The sequence below is a fragment of the Glaciimonas sp. PAMC28666 genome, assembly GCF_016917355.1.
Taxonomy (GTDB): Bacteria; Pseudomonadota; Gammaproteobacteria; order Burkholderiales; family Burkholderiaceae_D; genus Glaciimonas.
Genome location: NZ_CP070304.1, coordinates 752284 through 767177, shown reverse-complemented (window position 1 = coordinate 767177; position 14894 = coordinate 752284). Strand labels below are relative to the sequence as shown.

Genomic DNA, 14894 nt, shown 5'->3' with positions numbered 1-14894 from the left:
ATGAAAAATTTTCCATGGTCCACCCTGGCAGCTGGTTTTATCACCGTATTGGTGGGCATCACCAGTTCTGCAGCCATTGTGTTTCAGGCTGCAGAAACAGCTGGCGCCACTCAGGCCGAGATCAGCTCCTGGATGCTAGCGCTCGGTCTGGGAATGGGTGTGACTTGCATTGGCTTATCGTTACGCTATAAGACGCCCATCGTCACGGCTTGGTCAACACCTGGCGCAGCGCTCCTCATCACTAGCCTAGCCGGAGTACCGATGTCGGCGGCGATTGGGGCATTCGTGTTCTCAGCCGCGCTCAGTACGTTGTGCGGGGTGACCGGCTGGTTCGAGCGCGCCATGGATAAAATTCCATTGTCAATCGCTGCGGCAATGCTCGCGGGCATTTTGATGCGCTTCGGCATGGATGTTTTTGTCGCCATGAAGCTGCAATTCTGGCTCGTATTCGCCATGTTTTTTGCTTACCTGCTGTGCAAGCGCTTGCTGCCGCGTTATGCCATCATCCTGGTTCTTGGCGTGGGAGTCGCGATTGCGGCGAGGTTGAGTTTATTGCATTTCGAGACTTTTCATGTTGCCTTCGCCAAGCCGGTGCTGACGCTGCCAACGTTTTCGTGGACAACTGTAATCGGGATCGGGATTCCCTTATTTGTGGTCAATATGGCGTCGCAAAACGCACCGGGCGTGGCGGTGCTGCGCGCCTCAGGCTACAACACGCCTATTTCTCCACTCATCACCTGGACCGGGATAACAAATTTGTTACTGGCGCCATTCGGTTGCTTTTCGCTGAATCTGGCTGCCATCACGGCCGCGATCTGTAGCGGCAAAGAAGCACATGAAGACCCACATAAACGCTATTGGGCTGGCGTCTTTGCGGGGATTTTCTATTTGCTGGTCGGCATATTCGGCGCCACGGTGGGCGAACTATTTGCGGCTTTCCCGAAAGAACTGATACTGGCAATTGCCGGGCTTGCACTGTTTGGTACGATCGCTAATGCCCTGAGAGTGGCGATGTCGAATGACAGTCAGAGGGAGGCAGCTTTGATTACTTTTCTGGTCACCGCATCCGGTGTGTCATTTGCAGGCATTGGTGCCGCATTCTGGGGGTTACTTGCCGGCGCATTGGCCCTATTTGTATTGACTTCGCGCTATGGCGCTGGCGCGCGAGCAGTGTCCGATGCTAATGTGGCTGTCGCTGCAAATGTCGTTCAGCCAATGGCGCCATCGCCGCGCTCGCCGTCCTCAGCCGGGCCAGCCTCTTTGCGTCAAAACTAATGACAGAGCGGGGCGGGTGGTGTACTTTTGTACGATGCTTCAATCCTGCGGTCTGTTTATTTATCAATTTAATTCCCTCTGCGAGTCCACAATCTGATGAGCTATCTTAATCCTACGCCGACCATCATCGACCTTGGTATCAACATCGATCATGTCGCAACACTGCGCAATGCACGTGGCACCGCTTATCCCGATCCATTGCGGGCCGCCCTCGAGGCTGAAGAGGCGGGGGCTGATGCGATTACATTGCATCTCCGTGAGGACCGTCGTCACATCAAGGACGCAGATGTTGAGATCATCCGCCCGTTGTTACGTACACGTATGAATCTGGAGGCAGCGGTAACGCAGGAGATGATTGATTTCGCCTGCAAAATCATGCCGCAAGATGTCTGCCTGGTACCAGAGCGACGCCACGAGCTGACCACCGAAGGCGGTCTTGACGTCATTAAATATTTTGCCGAAGTGCAGACTGCAGTACGTCAGCTACAAGCCGAAGGAATCCGAGTAAGTCTCTTCATCGACCCCGATGCGGATCAAATTCAGGCAGCGGCAGAAGTCGGCGCGCCGGTCATTGAATTACATACCGGGCGCTATGCAGAAGCGCACCAGGTTAGCGAGCAGCGTAGTGAACTGGAGCGGGTTCAGCGCGCAGTTCAGGAAGGCGTTATTCGCGGTCTGAAAGTGAATGCAGGACACGGATTACATTACACCAACGCGCAGGCAATCGCGGCGATACCCGACATTGCCGAATTGAATATCGGGCATGCGATTGTGGCACACGCTGTGTTTGTGGGCTGGAAAGCAGCGGTCAGTGAAATGAAAGCATTGATGGTTAAAGCGCGTCTGAACAGAGTTTAAAAGGACCTCATGATTTACGGCATTGGCACTGACATTATTCAAATTTCGCGGATTGAAGCGGCCTTATCGCGCAATGGTGATCGTTTTGCCGAAAGAATTCTCGGCCCCGAGGAACTCGTAAAATATCATCATCGTAAAGCCAGGATATTGGCGCGTGGTATTCGGTTCTTAGCGACGCGCTTTGCTGCCAAGGAAGCATTTTCGAAAGCGATCGGAATCGGCTTGAGAATGCCCATGACATGGCGCGCGATGCAGACCTTGAATGCTCCCAGCGGTAAGCCTGTTGTCGTCACCAGCGGCGTGCTGGAAGAGTTCATGCGCAAGAATGGTCTGACCGCACAGGTATCAATTACTGACGAAGTTGAATACGCAGTCGCTTTTGTTATAGTGGAAAAAATATGAGTATTACTATCAGTATGAGTGCGATAAATATAAATATGCAGAAAAATAGTCCTCTTCAAACGGCGCCACTTTTGATCGATCAAATCCAGATAGATCAAGTTCAGAATGACGAGAGTGCGAACAAGCAACCAGCGCAGCCTATGGGGCCGGTGATGTTGGACGTGGTAGGTTTTGCGCTGACCCCAGACGATATCCGGCGTATTCAGCACAACCTGACGGGCGGGGTAATTTTGTTTGCACGGAATTTTCAGGATCGCGTGCAATTGATGATGCTGACAGCTGCAATTCGCGCTGCGCGCCCCGACATACTCATCGCCGTGGACCATGAAGGCGGACGCGTTCAGCGTTTCAAAACCGATGGTTTTACGCGGCTACCAGCCATGCGTGTACTCGGCGAATTGTGGGATCGTGACGTCCTGGACGCAACCAAAGTCGCTACCGCGGTGGGCTTTGTACTGGCGTCAGAGTTACGGGCCTGTGGAATTGATTTATCATTTACGCCAGTTCTTGACCTCGATTTTGGCGGGTCCAGTGTCATTGGTGATCGCGCCTTTCACCGTGACCCGCGCGTGGTGACATTATTGGCAAAGAGTCTCAGCCACGGACTTAAGCTGGCTGGAATGGCGAATTGCGGAAAACACTTCCCCGGTCATGGTTTTGTGGCGGGGGATTCGCATCTGTCGATTCCATTGGATCAACGGTCGTTGCAGCAGATTATGGACGAGGATGTCAAACCCTATGATTGGCTCGGAATGAGTCTGTCGGCGGTGATGCCAGCGCATGTGATTTATCCCAAAGTAGATAAGCATTCGGCTGGTTTCTCCAAAAAATGGCTAACGATTTTGCGCGACGAAATTGGCTTTAATGGCGTTATCTTTAGCGACGATCTCAGCATGGCCGCGGCCAGTTCTGCAGGAACGGTTCTAGATGGTGCGAAGGCTGCCTTGCGCGCCGGTTGCGATGTGGTCATGATCTGTAATTCGCCCGACAAGGCCGATGAGTTACTCGCTGGCTTGCCGGTTGCGACTAGCGCGGCCTCACAAGCCAGCGCGGCACGCCGGGCATCGTTAATGCCGCAGACTAAGGCGTTGGACTGGGGAGCCCTGCAAGAAAATGCTGAGTACACCAACGCCAGAAAGTTGACCGTCGCGCACGTCCCCGCTTGATCGGCAGCGATATACGATAAAAAATTACTGAAAATATGATCGACCCAGACCCTCCCGACCCCATGGCAATCGTCTTAGATACGGTCGCCAAACTGCCGAATTTGCCGGGCGTGTATCGCTATTTTGATGCCGCCGATAACATTTTGTATGTCGGGAAGGCGCGCGACCTGAAGAAGCGCGTATCCAGCTATTTTCAGAAAAATCTAGCGAGTCCCCGGACCGCAATGATGGTACAAAAAATTGCGCGCCTCGAGACCACCGTCACGCGGAGTGAAGCCGAAGCGCTGATACTTGAAAGCAATTTAATCAAGTCTTTGCAGCCTCGCTATAACATCCTTTTTCGGGATGATAAGTCATATCCTTATCTTAAAATTAGCGGTCAGAAATATCCGCGGATGGCCTATTATCGCGGCGGCATCGATAAGAAAAATCAGTATTTCGGTCCATTCCCCAGCGCCTGGGCGGTCAAAGAATCCATACAGATTTTGCAGAAAGTATTCTTGTTACGGACCTGCGAAGATTCGGTTTTCGCGAATCGAACCCGACCCTGTTTGCTGCATCAGATCCAGCGCTGCAGTGCGCCTTGCGTCAATTTGATCTCCGGTGAAGACTACGCCGTGGACGTTGATAATGCGGCCAAATTTTTGCGTGGCCGACAATCCGAAGTCATGGCTACCTTAGACCAAAAAATGCATGCCTTCGCAGCTGAACTGAAATTCGAAAAAGCGGTGGTAGTGCGCAATCAAATCGGCGCTTTGTCGAAAGTCTTGCACCAGCAGAGTATGGAAATCGTTGGAGATAGCGATATCGATATTATTGCCGCTGTGGTGCAAGGTGGTCGGGTGTGCGTCAATCTGGCGATGGTACGCGGTGGTCGTCATTTGGGGGACCGGGCGTATTTTCCAACCCATGTCGAGAGCGCATTAATCGGTGCTGATGAGGCGATTGATGTGTCCGTTATGAAGGCATTTTTGGCCCAGCATTATATTGACACTTTTATTCCCGGTACATTGATTCTTAATCTTGATATCGACGAACCGGCGTTAATGCTGGCCTTGATGGCGCAATGCGGGCACCGCATTAATTTGGTGTTTCAACCTCAGGGCCAGCGTCGCCAATGGCTTGATATGGCGCAAAAGGGTGCAGAAATTTCACTGACACGGTTGCTGTCGGAACAGGGGTCGCAACAGGCCCGCACACGCGCCTTGGTTGAGGTGCTCACGATTGATATTGCCGATATCGATGGTTTCCGGGTGGAGTGTTTCGATATCAGTCATACCTCTGGCGAAGCGACCCAGGCTTCGTGCGTCGTATTCCATCATCACGCTATGCAAAACGGCGAATACCGTCGCTACAATATTAAAGACATTACCCCCGGCGACGACTATGCGGCGATGCGGCAGGTATTGATGCGGCGTTACGAAAAAGTCGCCAACGGCGGCGGAACGATGCCGGATATCGTGCTGGTTGACGGCGGCAAAGGACAGGTCGAAATGGCGCGACAAGTGCTGACAGAACTCGGTCTTGATATAAGTCTGATCGTCGGTGTAGCAAAAGGAGAGGGGCGCAGGGTCGGTCTGGAGACGCTCATTTTTGCTGACGAACGCACACCGCGTGAGCTAGGTAAGGAATCTGCCGCCCTGATGCTCATTGCGCAGATTCGCGATGAAGCCCATCGTTTTGCCATCACCGGGATGCGTGCACGTCGCGCGAAGGCGCGCCAGACTTCGCGTTTGGAGGAGATTGAGGGCGTGGGCGCGAAGCGACGTCAAAAGTTGCTGGCGCGCTTCGGTGGGGTAAGAGCGGTGGCGGACGCAAGTGTGGACGATTTAGCCTCGGTGGAGGGTATTTCGCGGCAACTGGCGGAGGATATCTATCGTCAGCTTCATTGACCACGGTGGCTTCAAAAAATTGCTTCGAAAAATTGATTATGGCAGTTTTACGTGTTTTATTTCCCAACTGCAGCCATACTCCTAGATAATTAGTGCTGTCACAGAGCATACCGAGCAAAAACGCGCGTTTGACAGCCTCATGGCGATAACATATAAAATATTTCTATGCCCTTTAATTTCCCTATTCTTCTGACCTGGTTACGTGTGGCGCTGATTCCGCTGGTGGTCGGCGTATTCTATCTTCCTGATTTTGGATTTTCTACGAGGGACATCGGTCTGGCATCGGCAATTGTGTTTATTGTGGCAGCCCTGACCGACTGGTTCGATGGTTTTCTCGCTCGCCGCTGGAATCAGACTTCTTCATTTGGCGCCTTTTTGGATCCCGTCGCCGATAAACTTATGGTTGTTGGCGCTTTGTTGGTGCTGGTCAATCTGGATCGGGTAAGTCCGATCATCGCGTTTATCATCATCGGGCGCGAGATCACGATCAGCGCACTGCGCGAATGGATGGCCCAAATCGGCGCTTCGAAATCGGTGGCGGTCAGCTCGCTGGGAAAAATCAAAACAGCCGCCCAAATGATTGCGATTCCAGTATTGCTTTATTCCGGCAAAATACTCGGCGTCGATATCCGCATGCTAGGCCATATATTAATGTTGATCGCAACCTTGCTAACAGTCTGGTCGATGTTCTATTATCTTCGCAAGGCCTGGCCGCTCATCAAAGAAAAAGCCCAGTAAACCGGGCGGTTGTTTTTTTTTGAAGGGCGGTTGGCAAAACGCTTGACATCGTTTTTAGACCATCTATAATGGCGTCTCTCCAGTAGTTGTTGCAGAGCAGCGTAGCAGGTACAAAAGAAAATGCGGGAGTAGCTCAGTTGGTAGAGCGATACCTTGCCAAGGTATAGGTCGAGAGTTCGAGCCTCTTCTCCCGCTCCAAATTCAAAAAGGAAGCTCAAAAAGCTTCCTTTTTTAATGTCCGGGCTGGCATTTTTTAACTTGGTTAAAAGATGCAAAAATCGCTAATGTTAGTATTAATTGACATTAACGTTGCAAGACGCAGTGGTTCCGATTGTTCGGAATGGAAAGTCGGCAGACTTTCCGACGTTGTTCTGGTTAGTTTCCAAGGAATGGCGGGGTAGCAAAGTGGTTATGCAGCGGCCTGCAAAGCCGTCTACGCCGGTTCGATCCCGACCCCCGCCTCCAGTTCTTATCCAGATGAAAAGCTTAGTCCACCATGAGTGGGCTATTTTTTTGTCTGGGTGGCCATTTGCTGCTAAAAATCTACTCATACGCGCGGATAGGGTGCCTCCGTTATATGTGATGCAGTCAAAAAATAGGTAATCAAACTACGTTACACCGCTTTTATCTAAAAACGCGACTCCGATAAAGCCCTAAATTCTTACAATTCGAATAGCTGGGCAGCGTGCATTCCGTCTTACAGCGCTTTCCAAACGCTCTCAGCGTGATGACGCGCCATTCAGATACACCCCCCGCGCTAGGAAGTGAAAGAAACGTTCCCGTATTCCTTGTCCTCAAAGTCCCCTCCGCAAATAGCTGTGAAATTTACACTCTAAAATTGAGTTAAGGCGCGGTACTCCGATTACAAAAAACTCGGTCTGAAGCGTGAGCACCTGCCATCGTCATAGGCGATGGCAAGCTCGTGATTGAGTTCTTTACGATCGCAGGGAGGATGCACATAATCTAACGCAAATTTCAGCGAGATCTACTTGATCTGACCGATTAATACCATAAAAACTATTAGACAAAAATACGGAGAATCCAATGAAAACGGCTTACCTTGACCCATTAGCAATCCCAGTTAGTCATAGCATTCGTCAGCAGTATCTCACTTTGACCGGTTCTTGGATCGCGTGGTTATTCGACGCTCTGGATGCAGGTATTTTTGGTTTTGTGATGTTGGCAATTGCACATACTTTTTCGGTGAAGATGGGCGATGTGGTGTCGACGGTTGCCTGGTTCTTGTTGGCCACCGGCATAGGAGGATATTTTCTGGGAAATATTTCGGACAAAATTGGCCGCAAAAAAACCATTCTGTTGTCGGTTATTACCTATGGTACCGCTACTCTGTTATGCGGCTTTGCGCATAGTTTGCTGGAATTAAACGTTTACCGTTTTGTCGTTGGCGTGGCAGTAGGGGGCTTGTGGTCGGCTGCAGCTTCTTTAATTTGTGAAGTATGGAAGCCTGAGGGGCGTGCGAAAGCAATTGCTTTCATGCAAACCGGCTGGTCTGGCGGTAATCTGCTGGCAGCGGTGTTTGCCTGGAACTTGCTGAGTCCTGCAAATCCTGAAGCTTGGAGAACACTTTTCATCTATGCAAGCTTGCCCGCTTATGCGACCTTTCTCTTCGTATTGATCTTTGTTAAAGAGTCACCTGTTTGGTTAGCCAATCGTACGTTCATGAAAAACAATGCGAGCAAGAGCAATCTCCTTGAAATCTTCAAGCCGGAATATTTAAGATCCACCCTGTTGGCGTTGACTATCTCTGTGTTAGGTATGTTGGGCTATTGGATTGTCTTCACTTTTACACCAGCATTTCTGCAAAATACACTGAAAGTACGGATTGATCAGGCCCCGGTATTTCTAGTTTGGACCGGAGTCGGTGCTATGTTCGGGTATGTTGCTTATGGCTACCTTGCGGAGAAAATTGGTCGCCGCAAATCTTTTGCGATATTTTTTCTCGGTATGACCGTCATGGTTCCAGTATTTACCTTTGGCGCTGCGATGATGCCTTTAACCGATGGCAAGCTGGCATTTACGTTTCAGAATATTACTACGCTTGGCTTGCTCGCGGCCTTATTAGGATTTTTTACCGGTTATTTCAGCGGATTTGGGGCGTGGTATTCGGAACTCTTTCCAACCAGCATTCGTTCGACGGCATCGGGTTTCTGTTTTAATTTCGGCCGGGTTGGTGCCATTGCAGGGATCAAAGTGGTGCCGGTGTTGATTCCGATCATTGGTTTTACCTCGACCATTTCGCTCGCCTCAGTCTCTTATTTCCTCGCCGCTTTGATGGTATTTACGCTCAAAGAAACCAAGGGCACTCTACTTACCAGCGGCAATTAATTCAACAAAGAAAGAATTTATTATGCAGACTTATCGCATTGGTCAAATTGTACCTAGCTCAAACACCACGATGGAAACGGAGATTCCTGCCATGTTGCAGGCACGTTATCAGCAGTTTCCAGAAGAGCGCTTCACGTTTCACTCGTCACGCATGCGTATGATGCATGTGACCCCGGAGGAACTGAAAAAAATGGATATTGACAGTGACCGTTGTGCGTTAGAGTTAAGCGATGCGCGCTGCGATGTAATGGCATATGCCTGCCTCGTCGCCATCATGTGTCAAGGCCCGGGCTACCATCTTGTTTCCGAAAAACGTTTGGCAGACACCGTCGCCGGAAATAATGCACCGACACCGTTGGTCAGTTCGGCCGGCGCACTGGTAGATGGAATTAAGGAATTAGGCTTTAAAAAAGTGGCGATTATTACGCCTTACATGAAGAGCCTGACGCAGCAAGTAATTGACTATATCGAAGATACCGGGATTCAGGTTTCCGACTCGATCAGTCTGGAAGTCTCAGACAACCTCGCGGTTGGACGGCTAAATCCTCTGAATTTGATCGAGCATGCAGATCGTCTTGATATCAGCAACGTCGATGCAATCGTGTTGTCGGCTTGCGTGCAGATGCCATCGTTGGCTGCCATTCAGATTGTAGAAGATCGCCTTGGCAAGCCGGTTTTGTCGGCGGCGAGTGCGACTGTCTATCGGATGCTGCGCAAACTAAATCTGGCTCCGATTGTGCCGAACGCGGGTTATTTGCTTTCGGGTAAATTCTAATTTCTCAACGAATATCTGTTTGGCCCGGATGACAGGCCGGGCCGTCGACTGCTGCTTTGATCAGCAGCGTACTTGATGATATGTCCAGCGATAGCGTGAGCGTCGCTGGACATTTGTTTATTCAGCCCCTTGATCACGCCTGTTTTCATCCTCTGCGCGATCGTCGATGGATTGGAGTAGACTTCGGTTGATTATGTCAAGACCTCTGCTATTTCCGCCTTATCCTAAACTAACTGGGCTTTTACGTGTTAAAGCGCAGCGACAGGTATTTGGTCGGGCCACGCATGGTCGGGCCACGTTTGGTCGGGCCACGCATGGTAGGGCCGCGCTCGGGCATGTCATATGAAATCAGATCCCCTTTCGTTGCGGTTATTTGTCAGCGTTCTGGAAGAAGGTACGATCGCCTCCGCCGCAGCCCGTCATCATATCGCAGCCGCGGCCGTCAGCAAGCGTATAAGTGAGCTCGAAGTGCAACTCAATACGCAATTACTGATACGCAGCAATAAGGGGATTAGTGCCACCGCCGCCGGCTTCTCTCTCCTCCATTTGGCGCGTGGGGTACTTAATGATTTGGATAATATTGAAATCCAGATGCAAGCCTTCGCTAGCGGCACGCGCGGCTCAGTCCGGGTGTTAGCCAACATTTCTGTCATGACGCAATTTATGCCTCAGGCACTAAAGTCATTTCTCGCAAAATACCCGTTGGTACAAGTGAATCTGGAGGATAAAGTAAGTACCGCCATTATTCAGGGTGTTATGGATAACATCGCGGATATTGGCATATTTACCCAAGTTCCTCACGGGGAAGGTCTAGAAGTTTATCCTTACAAAACCGATGAGTTGGTCTTAATTGTTCCACGAGACCACCCGCTGGCGGCACGGAGTTCAGTGTCCTTCTCTGACACCCTTGATTTCGAATTTGTTGGCCTGAACGTCGGTAGCAGTTTAAACTATCAAATGGTGAAGTCAGCCAGCGAATTGGGTCGCTCGCTGAAATTACGCATACAAGTGAGTGGCTATGACGCCCAATGCCTGATGGTAGAAGCCGGTTTGGGAATCGGTATTTTACCCAAAATCAGCTCCCAAATTTACGGTACTCTGGACATAAAAAAAATCGCCCTCGATGAGCCGTGGGCGCGTCGGCAAATTGACATTTGCGTGCGATCCTATGAGGCATTGTCCGAAGCTGCAAAGCGGCTGTTCGATCATTTGCAGTCTCAAAAATAAACTCCCGAATTTGTCTCTATGCTGCGGACGAACTGCCATCGCGTTGCGCGATGGCAGGGTCACGAACCAATTCTTTACTCCTGTTACCTCGCCACGCATGCTGCATACATCGCGTTATATTTTGTAGCGCGTAAAAAGCGTGTGCGTTACGCCGTTGCCAAACTAAAGGTTTGCGCAGTGCCATCGACTGCAGAAGCATTGGCCAGCAGGCGATCGGCAAAAAAATAAAATAAATTAACTAAAATTCTGCACGAGACCAAATGAAACCACAAACTCTGTATGACAAACTGTGGCACCAGCACGTGGTGTACGAAGATGAATATGGCACGGCTGCGATTTATATTAATCGGCATCTTGTCAATGAGGTGACTAGCCCGCAGGCGTTCGATGGGCTTCAGATGAACGGTCGAAAAGTATGGCGGCTAGAAGCCAATCTGGCGGTTGCGGATCACAACATACCCACCACCGACCGAAGCAACGGAATTCCTGATGTGGTTTCCAGGGTTCAGGTGGACACGCTCGATAAAAATTGTGCTAAAACCGGCATGACCTATTTTAAGCTCGACGACCCACGTCAAGGTATCGTCCATGTGATCGGCCCCGAGCAAGGGGCAACGTTGCCAGGCATGACCGTCGTGTGCGGCGACTCCCACACCAGTACCCACGGTGCGTTTGCAGCGCTGGCATTTGGCATCGGTACCTCTGAGGTCGAGCACGTCTTAGCTACGCAGACCCTGCGCACCAGAAAATCGAAGACCATGCTGGTACAAGTGGACGGTGTCTTGCCTGCAGGAGTCTATGCGAAAGATATCGCGCTGACTATTATCGGCATCATCGGAACGGCGGGTGGTACCGGTTATGCCATTGAATATGCCGGTTCAGCCGTTAGAGAGCTCTCAATGGAAGGGCGAATGACCTTGTGCAATATGACCATTGAGGCAGGTGCCAGAACTGGAATGGTCGCGGTTGATCAAACAACCATCGCGTATTTGAAAGGGCGGCCGTTTGCGCCCACTGGCCTACAGTGGGATCAGGCAGTTCCGCAATGGCAGGCGCTTACATCGGATGATGAAGCCAGCTTTGACCGCGTGGTTCAGGTTGATGCTTCAGCGATTCGGCCGCAGGTGACCTGGGGTACCTCGCCAGAGATGGTCGTGAGTATCGACGGCGCCGTTCCTGACCCAGCCGGAATTACGGATCGGGTTCAACGAGAAGCCGTTCAGCGCGCTCTGGATTACATGGGCTTGCAGCCCAACACACTGATCAGCGACATTGCGCTCGATAAAGTATTTATCGGTTCTTGCACTAATTCGCGCATCGAGGATATCAGAATCGCCGCTGCCGTCGTACAGGGAAAATATGTGGCCAAGAACATTCGTCTCGCGCTAGTAGTGCCCGGTTCGGGACTGGTGAAACGTCAGGCGGAGGCCGAAGGACTGGATCGGATTCTTATCGAAGCTGGATTTGAATGGCGAGAGCCAGGTTGTTCGATGTGCCTCGGCATGAATGACGACAAGCTTCTGGCTGGTGAGCGTTGCGCTTCGACCTCGAATCGCAATTTCGAAGGGCGGCAGGGGAGTGGCGGTCGCACCCATCTGGTGAGTCCTGCAATGGCGGCTGCGGCGGCCATTGCAGGACATTTTGTCGAAATCAACGCGTTTTGATGGAAAAACCTATGGATTCCTTTTTAAATTTACGTGGGCTGGTGGTTCCCATCGACCGTTCCAATGTTGACACCGACGCTATTATTCCGAAGCAATTTTTAAAACGCATCACGCGTACCGGATTCGGCCCAAACCTTTTCGATCAATGGCGCTATCTGGACCATGGAGAACCGGATATGGATTGTTCTACAAGGCCAAAAAATCCGGAATTCGTGTTAAATCAAGCACGTTATATTGGCGCGCAGATTCTGCTGGGACGAGAGAATTTTGGCTGCGGTTCCTCTCGTGAACATGCACCTTGGGCACTGCTCCAGTTTGGGATCCGTGTAATCATTGCTCCCAGTTTTGCCGATATTTTTTATAATAATTGCTTTAAAAATGGGTTGTTGCCGATCGTACTTCCCGGCGGGACAGTGTCACAGCTATTTGCTGCGGTGGCGCAAAATAACGGTTATTCCCTTGACGTTGATCTCACTCAGCAAATTGTGATCTCGCCTTCAGGAGAGAATATGTCATTTCAGGTGGATTCTTTTCACAAGCACTGCCTGCTCAATGGTCTGGATGAGATCGGTCTTTCCATGTTACATCACGAAAAAGTGCGGGAATACGAGGCACGACTCGGGCAGACATCACCTTGGTTAACCAACGCGCCTTAGACCAGGAACTGTTAATCTGAACGCAGCCGCTTTTTTTTTACAAGCTGCGTTCGCCGTGTTTAGGGCTGGGTCCCTTTACTGGAAAACACGTTGCAGAATTTGTCGATGGACGATCTGGCTGCCCTCGCCGCCCAACGTTCCATAAACATGTCCAACCTTAGCATCACAACGACTTTCGATAAACGCGTCGGCGATTATGGATGGCGCATGTTGTACCATCAACGCGGCCTGGACTGTCAGGATCAGCGTCTGAACCAGTCTGCGAGCGTGTCTTTCTTGCTGATCTGGCGGCGTCGATAGCAACTTTTTTACGCCGTTCAATAGGATGCCGACTCCCGCATGGCCGTTGGCGATACCGTTCAAATGTTCCAGCAATAGAGTAAAGCCTTCCGGCTCGCGCCCTATTGCCCGCAATACGTCCAGACACATCACGTTGCCGGAACCCTCCCAAATGGAATTGACCGGCGCTTCCCGATAGAACCGAGCCATAGGCCCGGTCTCGACGTAGCCGTTGCCGCCCCAGACTTCCATGCATTCGCCCGAGAACGCCAACGCTCGCTTACATATCCAAAATTTTGCCGCTGGGGTGACGATCCGTCGCCACGCGCGTTGCAAAGGATCGCTAGGTGCGTCTAGTGAACTGGCGAGTTGAAGCATGAGTAGCGTGGCCGCTTCACTCTCTAATGCCAGATCAGCCAGAACATTTTGCATCAGTGCCTGCTCGGCCAGGCGCGCACCGAAAGCACTGCGATGGCGCGCATGATGCAATGCCTGGACCAACGCCTGGCGCATCAGGCCAGCACTGCCGATAACGCAATCGATTCGCGTGTAATTTGCCATTTCGATGATGGTGGCGATACCGCGTCCTTCTTCGCCCACCATAATGCCAAAAGCATCGTTAAATTCCACTTCGCTGCTGGAATTTGACCGATTGCCGAGTTTGTCCTTGAGTCGCTGGATGAACACGGCATTTTTGCTGCCATCCGGACGCCAGCGCGGTACAAAAAAACAGCTGATTCCTAGCTCTGTGCGCGCCAGCACCATGTGGGCATCGCACATTGGTGCAGAAAAAAACCATTTATGCCCGGTCAGCACATAATCTGCGCCACGTCCGCCACCGCCCGGTATCGGGGTCGCTAACGTTGTGTTTGAGCGAACATCGGAGCCGCCTTGTTTTTCGGTCATCCCCATGCCGATCAGCATTGATGTTTTCTGTCCCAGTGGCAGGTCGCGGCCGTCGTGTTCGCAGGCATACAATTTGGCTTGCAGGGCCGCGAACAAGGCCGGTTCTTTTTGTAAAACCGGAATGGATGCAAACGTCATCGTGGTCGGACATAGCGATCCGGCCTCCACCTGCGCATGCAGAAAGTATCCCGCCGCCCGCGCCACATGGCTACCGGCACGAGGAGCGCTCCACGGTAATGCGTGTAAGTTTTCGCGCCGCAACATGCCCAGCAGGCTATGCCAGGCCGGGTGGAATTCGACGACGTCAATCCGGTTTCCTATGTTGTCATAATTATGTAATTCGGGTGCATGACGATTGGCAGTTTCGGCGAGCGCCCAGACTTCTTTACGCCCCAGTTCAGCGCCGTAACGTTCCAGGGCATCAGCATGCCAGCCGGCCTGCAGTCGCTGGACGCCCGCCATCAAGACGCCATCGCCGGTGTATAAATTGTTATCAATAAGGGGCGAAACCAGATTGTTGGCATCGTGCGTGGGCGAATGCATGGCATCTCCTGACGGACTGAATGGTTACCGCATGTATGGATGAGTTACCCCAGTAGCGTAGTCTCAAATGGCTTTGTGTGCCAGAGGAAAGGTGGGCTGAGTGGCCTTGGATTTGCCACCATTGCTTAAAAACCTTACGAGCGCTTCCGCTAAGGTAAAATAAGGGT

At 51.4% G+C, this 14894-nt stretch carries 12 protein-coding genes and 2 tRNA genes; 13 read left to right on the top strand and 1 reads right to left on the bottom strand.

What is annotated here, in order from left to right; translation table 11 throughout:
* From JQN73_RS03405 to leuD, 13 genes are all read left to right on the top strand, one after another.
* Entirely contained in the window at nucleotides 1-1275 is a 1275-nt protein-coding gene (locus JQN73_RS03405) for a benzoate/H(+) symporter BenE family transporter (RefSeq protein ID WP_205321764.1), read from the top strand.
* Between the two features lie 96 nt (nucleotides 1276-1371).
* Entirely contained in the window at nucleotides 1372-2133 is a 762-nt protein-coding gene (gene pdxJ / locus JQN73_RS03400; RefSeq protein WP_205321763.1) for a pyridoxine 5'-phosphate synthase, read from the top strand.
* A gap of 9 nt (nucleotides 2134-2142) precedes the next feature.
* Entirely contained in the window at nucleotides 2143-2535 is a 393-nt protein-coding gene (gene acpS / locus JQN73_RS03395) for a holo-ACP synthase (RefSeq protein ID WP_205321762.1), read from the top strand.
* A 152-nt stretch (nucleotides 2536-2687) separates the two neighbouring features.
* The gene (nagZ, locus tag JQN73_RS03390; RefSeq protein ID WP_205323154.1) at nucleotides 2688-3701 is read left to right on the top strand and encodes a beta-N-acetylhexosaminidase; all 1014 of its coding nucleotides are present in this window, start codon (nucleotides 2688-2690) and stop codon (nucleotides 3699-3701) included.
* 35 nt (nucleotides 3702-3736) lie between these two features.
* The gene (uvrC, locus tag JQN73_RS03385) at nucleotides 3737-5593 is read left to right on the top strand and encodes an excinuclease ABC subunit UvrC (protein ID WP_205321761.1); all 1857 of its coding nucleotides are present in this window, start codon (nucleotides 3737-3739) and stop codon (nucleotides 5591-5593) included.
* A gap of 165 nt (nucleotides 5594-5758) precedes the next feature.
* Entirely contained in the window at nucleotides 5759-6331 is a 573-nt protein-coding gene (gene pgsA / locus JQN73_RS03380; RefSeq protein ID WP_205321760.1) for a CDP-diacylglycerol--glycerol-3-phosphate 3-phosphatidyltransferase, read from the top strand.
* 122 nt (nucleotides 6332-6453) lie between these two features.
* A tRNA-Gly gene (locus tag JQN73_RS03375) sits at nucleotides 6454-6529 on the top strand.
* Between the two features lie 193 nt (nucleotides 6530-6722).
* A tRNA-Cys gene (locus JQN73_RS03370) sits at nucleotides 6723-6796 on the top strand.
* A 579-nt stretch (nucleotides 6797-7375) separates the two neighbouring features.
* The gene (locus tag JQN73_RS03365; RefSeq protein WP_205321759.1) at nucleotides 7376-8677 is read left to right on the top strand and encodes an MFS transporter; all 1302 of its coding nucleotides are present in this window, start codon (nucleotides 7376-7378) and stop codon (nucleotides 8675-8677) included.
* 22 nt (nucleotides 8678-8699) lie between these two features.
* Nucleotides 8700-9452, top strand: a complete 753-nt coding sequence (locus JQN73_RS03360) for an Asp/Glu racemase (RefSeq protein WP_304607805.1) — start codon at nucleotides 8700-8702, stop codon at nucleotides 9450-9452.
* A 342-nt stretch (nucleotides 9453-9794) separates the two neighbouring features.
* Nucleotides 9795-10679, top strand: a complete 885-nt coding sequence (locus tag JQN73_RS03355; protein WP_205321758.1) for a LysR substrate-binding domain-containing protein — start codon at nucleotides 9795-9797, stop codon at nucleotides 10677-10679.
* A gap of 260 nt (nucleotides 10680-10939) precedes the next feature.
* Nucleotides 10940-12343: a 3-isopropylmalate dehydratase large subunit gene (leuC, locus tag JQN73_RS03350; protein WP_205321757.1), complete on the top strand. Its 1404-nt coding sequence runs from the start codon at nucleotides 10940-10942 to the stop codon at nucleotides 12341-12343.
* 11 nt (nucleotides 12344-12354) lie between these two features.
* On the top strand, nucleotides 12355-12999 hold the full coding sequence (gene leuD, locus JQN73_RS03345) for a 3-isopropylmalate dehydratase small subunit (RefSeq protein ID WP_205321756.1): 645 nt from the start codon (nucleotides 12355-12357) through the stop codon (nucleotides 12997-12999).
* A gap of 75 nt (nucleotides 13000-13074) precedes the next feature.
* Here the strand turns inward: leuD and JQN73_RS03340 are convergent, their stop codons facing one another.
* Nucleotides 13075-14727 (bottom strand): isovaleryl-CoA dehydrogenase, encoded by a 1653-nt coding sequence (locus tag JQN73_RS03340; protein ID WP_205321755.1) that lies wholly within the window; start codon nucleotides 14725-14727, stop codon nucleotides 13075-13077.
* Between the last annotated feature and the right edge of the window lie 167 nt (nucleotides 14728-14894).

What these genes read in the sequence shown, in the direction of transcription:
- JQN73_RS03405 (WP_205321764.1), top strand. Translation starts at nt 1, where the DNA reads ATGAAAAATTTTCCATGGTCCACCCTGGCAGCTGGTTTTATCACCGTA.
- pdxJ (WP_205321763.1), top strand. Translation starts at nt 1,372, where the DNA reads ATGAGCTATCTTAATCCTACGCCGACCATCATCGACCTTGGTATCAAC.
- acpS (WP_205321762.1), top strand. Translation starts at nt 2,143, where the DNA reads ATGATTTACGGCATTGGCACTGACATTATTCAAATTTCGCGGATTGAA.
- nagZ (WP_205323154.1), top strand. Translation starts at nt 2,688, where the DNA reads ATGTTGGACGTGGTAGGTTTTGCGCTGACCCCAGACGATATCCGGCGT.
- uvrC (WP_205321761.1), top strand. Translation starts at nt 3,737, where the DNA reads ATGATCGACCCAGACCCTCCCGACCCCATGGCAATCGTCTTAGATACG.
- pgsA (WP_205321760.1), top strand. Translation starts at nt 5,759, where the DNA reads ATGCCCTTTAATTTCCCTATTCTTCTGACCTGGTTACGTGTGGCGCTG.
- JQN73_RS03365 (WP_205321759.1), top strand. Translation starts at nt 7,376, where the DNA reads ATGAAAACGGCTTACCTTGACCCATTAGCAATCCCAGTTAGTCATAGC.
- JQN73_RS03360 (WP_304607805.1), top strand. Translation starts at nt 8,700, where the DNA reads ATGCAGACTTATCGCATTGGTCAAATTGTACCTAGCTCAAACACCACG.
- JQN73_RS03355 (WP_205321758.1), top strand. Translation starts at nt 9,795, where the DNA reads ATGAAATCAGATCCCCTTTCGTTGCGGTTATTTGTCAGCGTTCTGGAA.
- leuC (WP_205321757.1), top strand. Translation starts at nt 10,940, where the DNA reads ATGAAACCACAAACTCTGTATGACAAACTGTGGCACCAGCACGTGGTG.
- leuD (WP_205321756.1), top strand. Translation starts at nt 12,355, where the DNA reads ATGGATTCCTTTTTAAATTTACGTGGGCTGGTGGTTCCCATCGACCGT.
- JQN73_RS03340 (WP_205321755.1), bottom strand. Translation starts at nt 14,727, where the DNA reads ATGCATTCGCCCACGCACGATGCCAACAATCTGGTTTCGCCCCTTATT.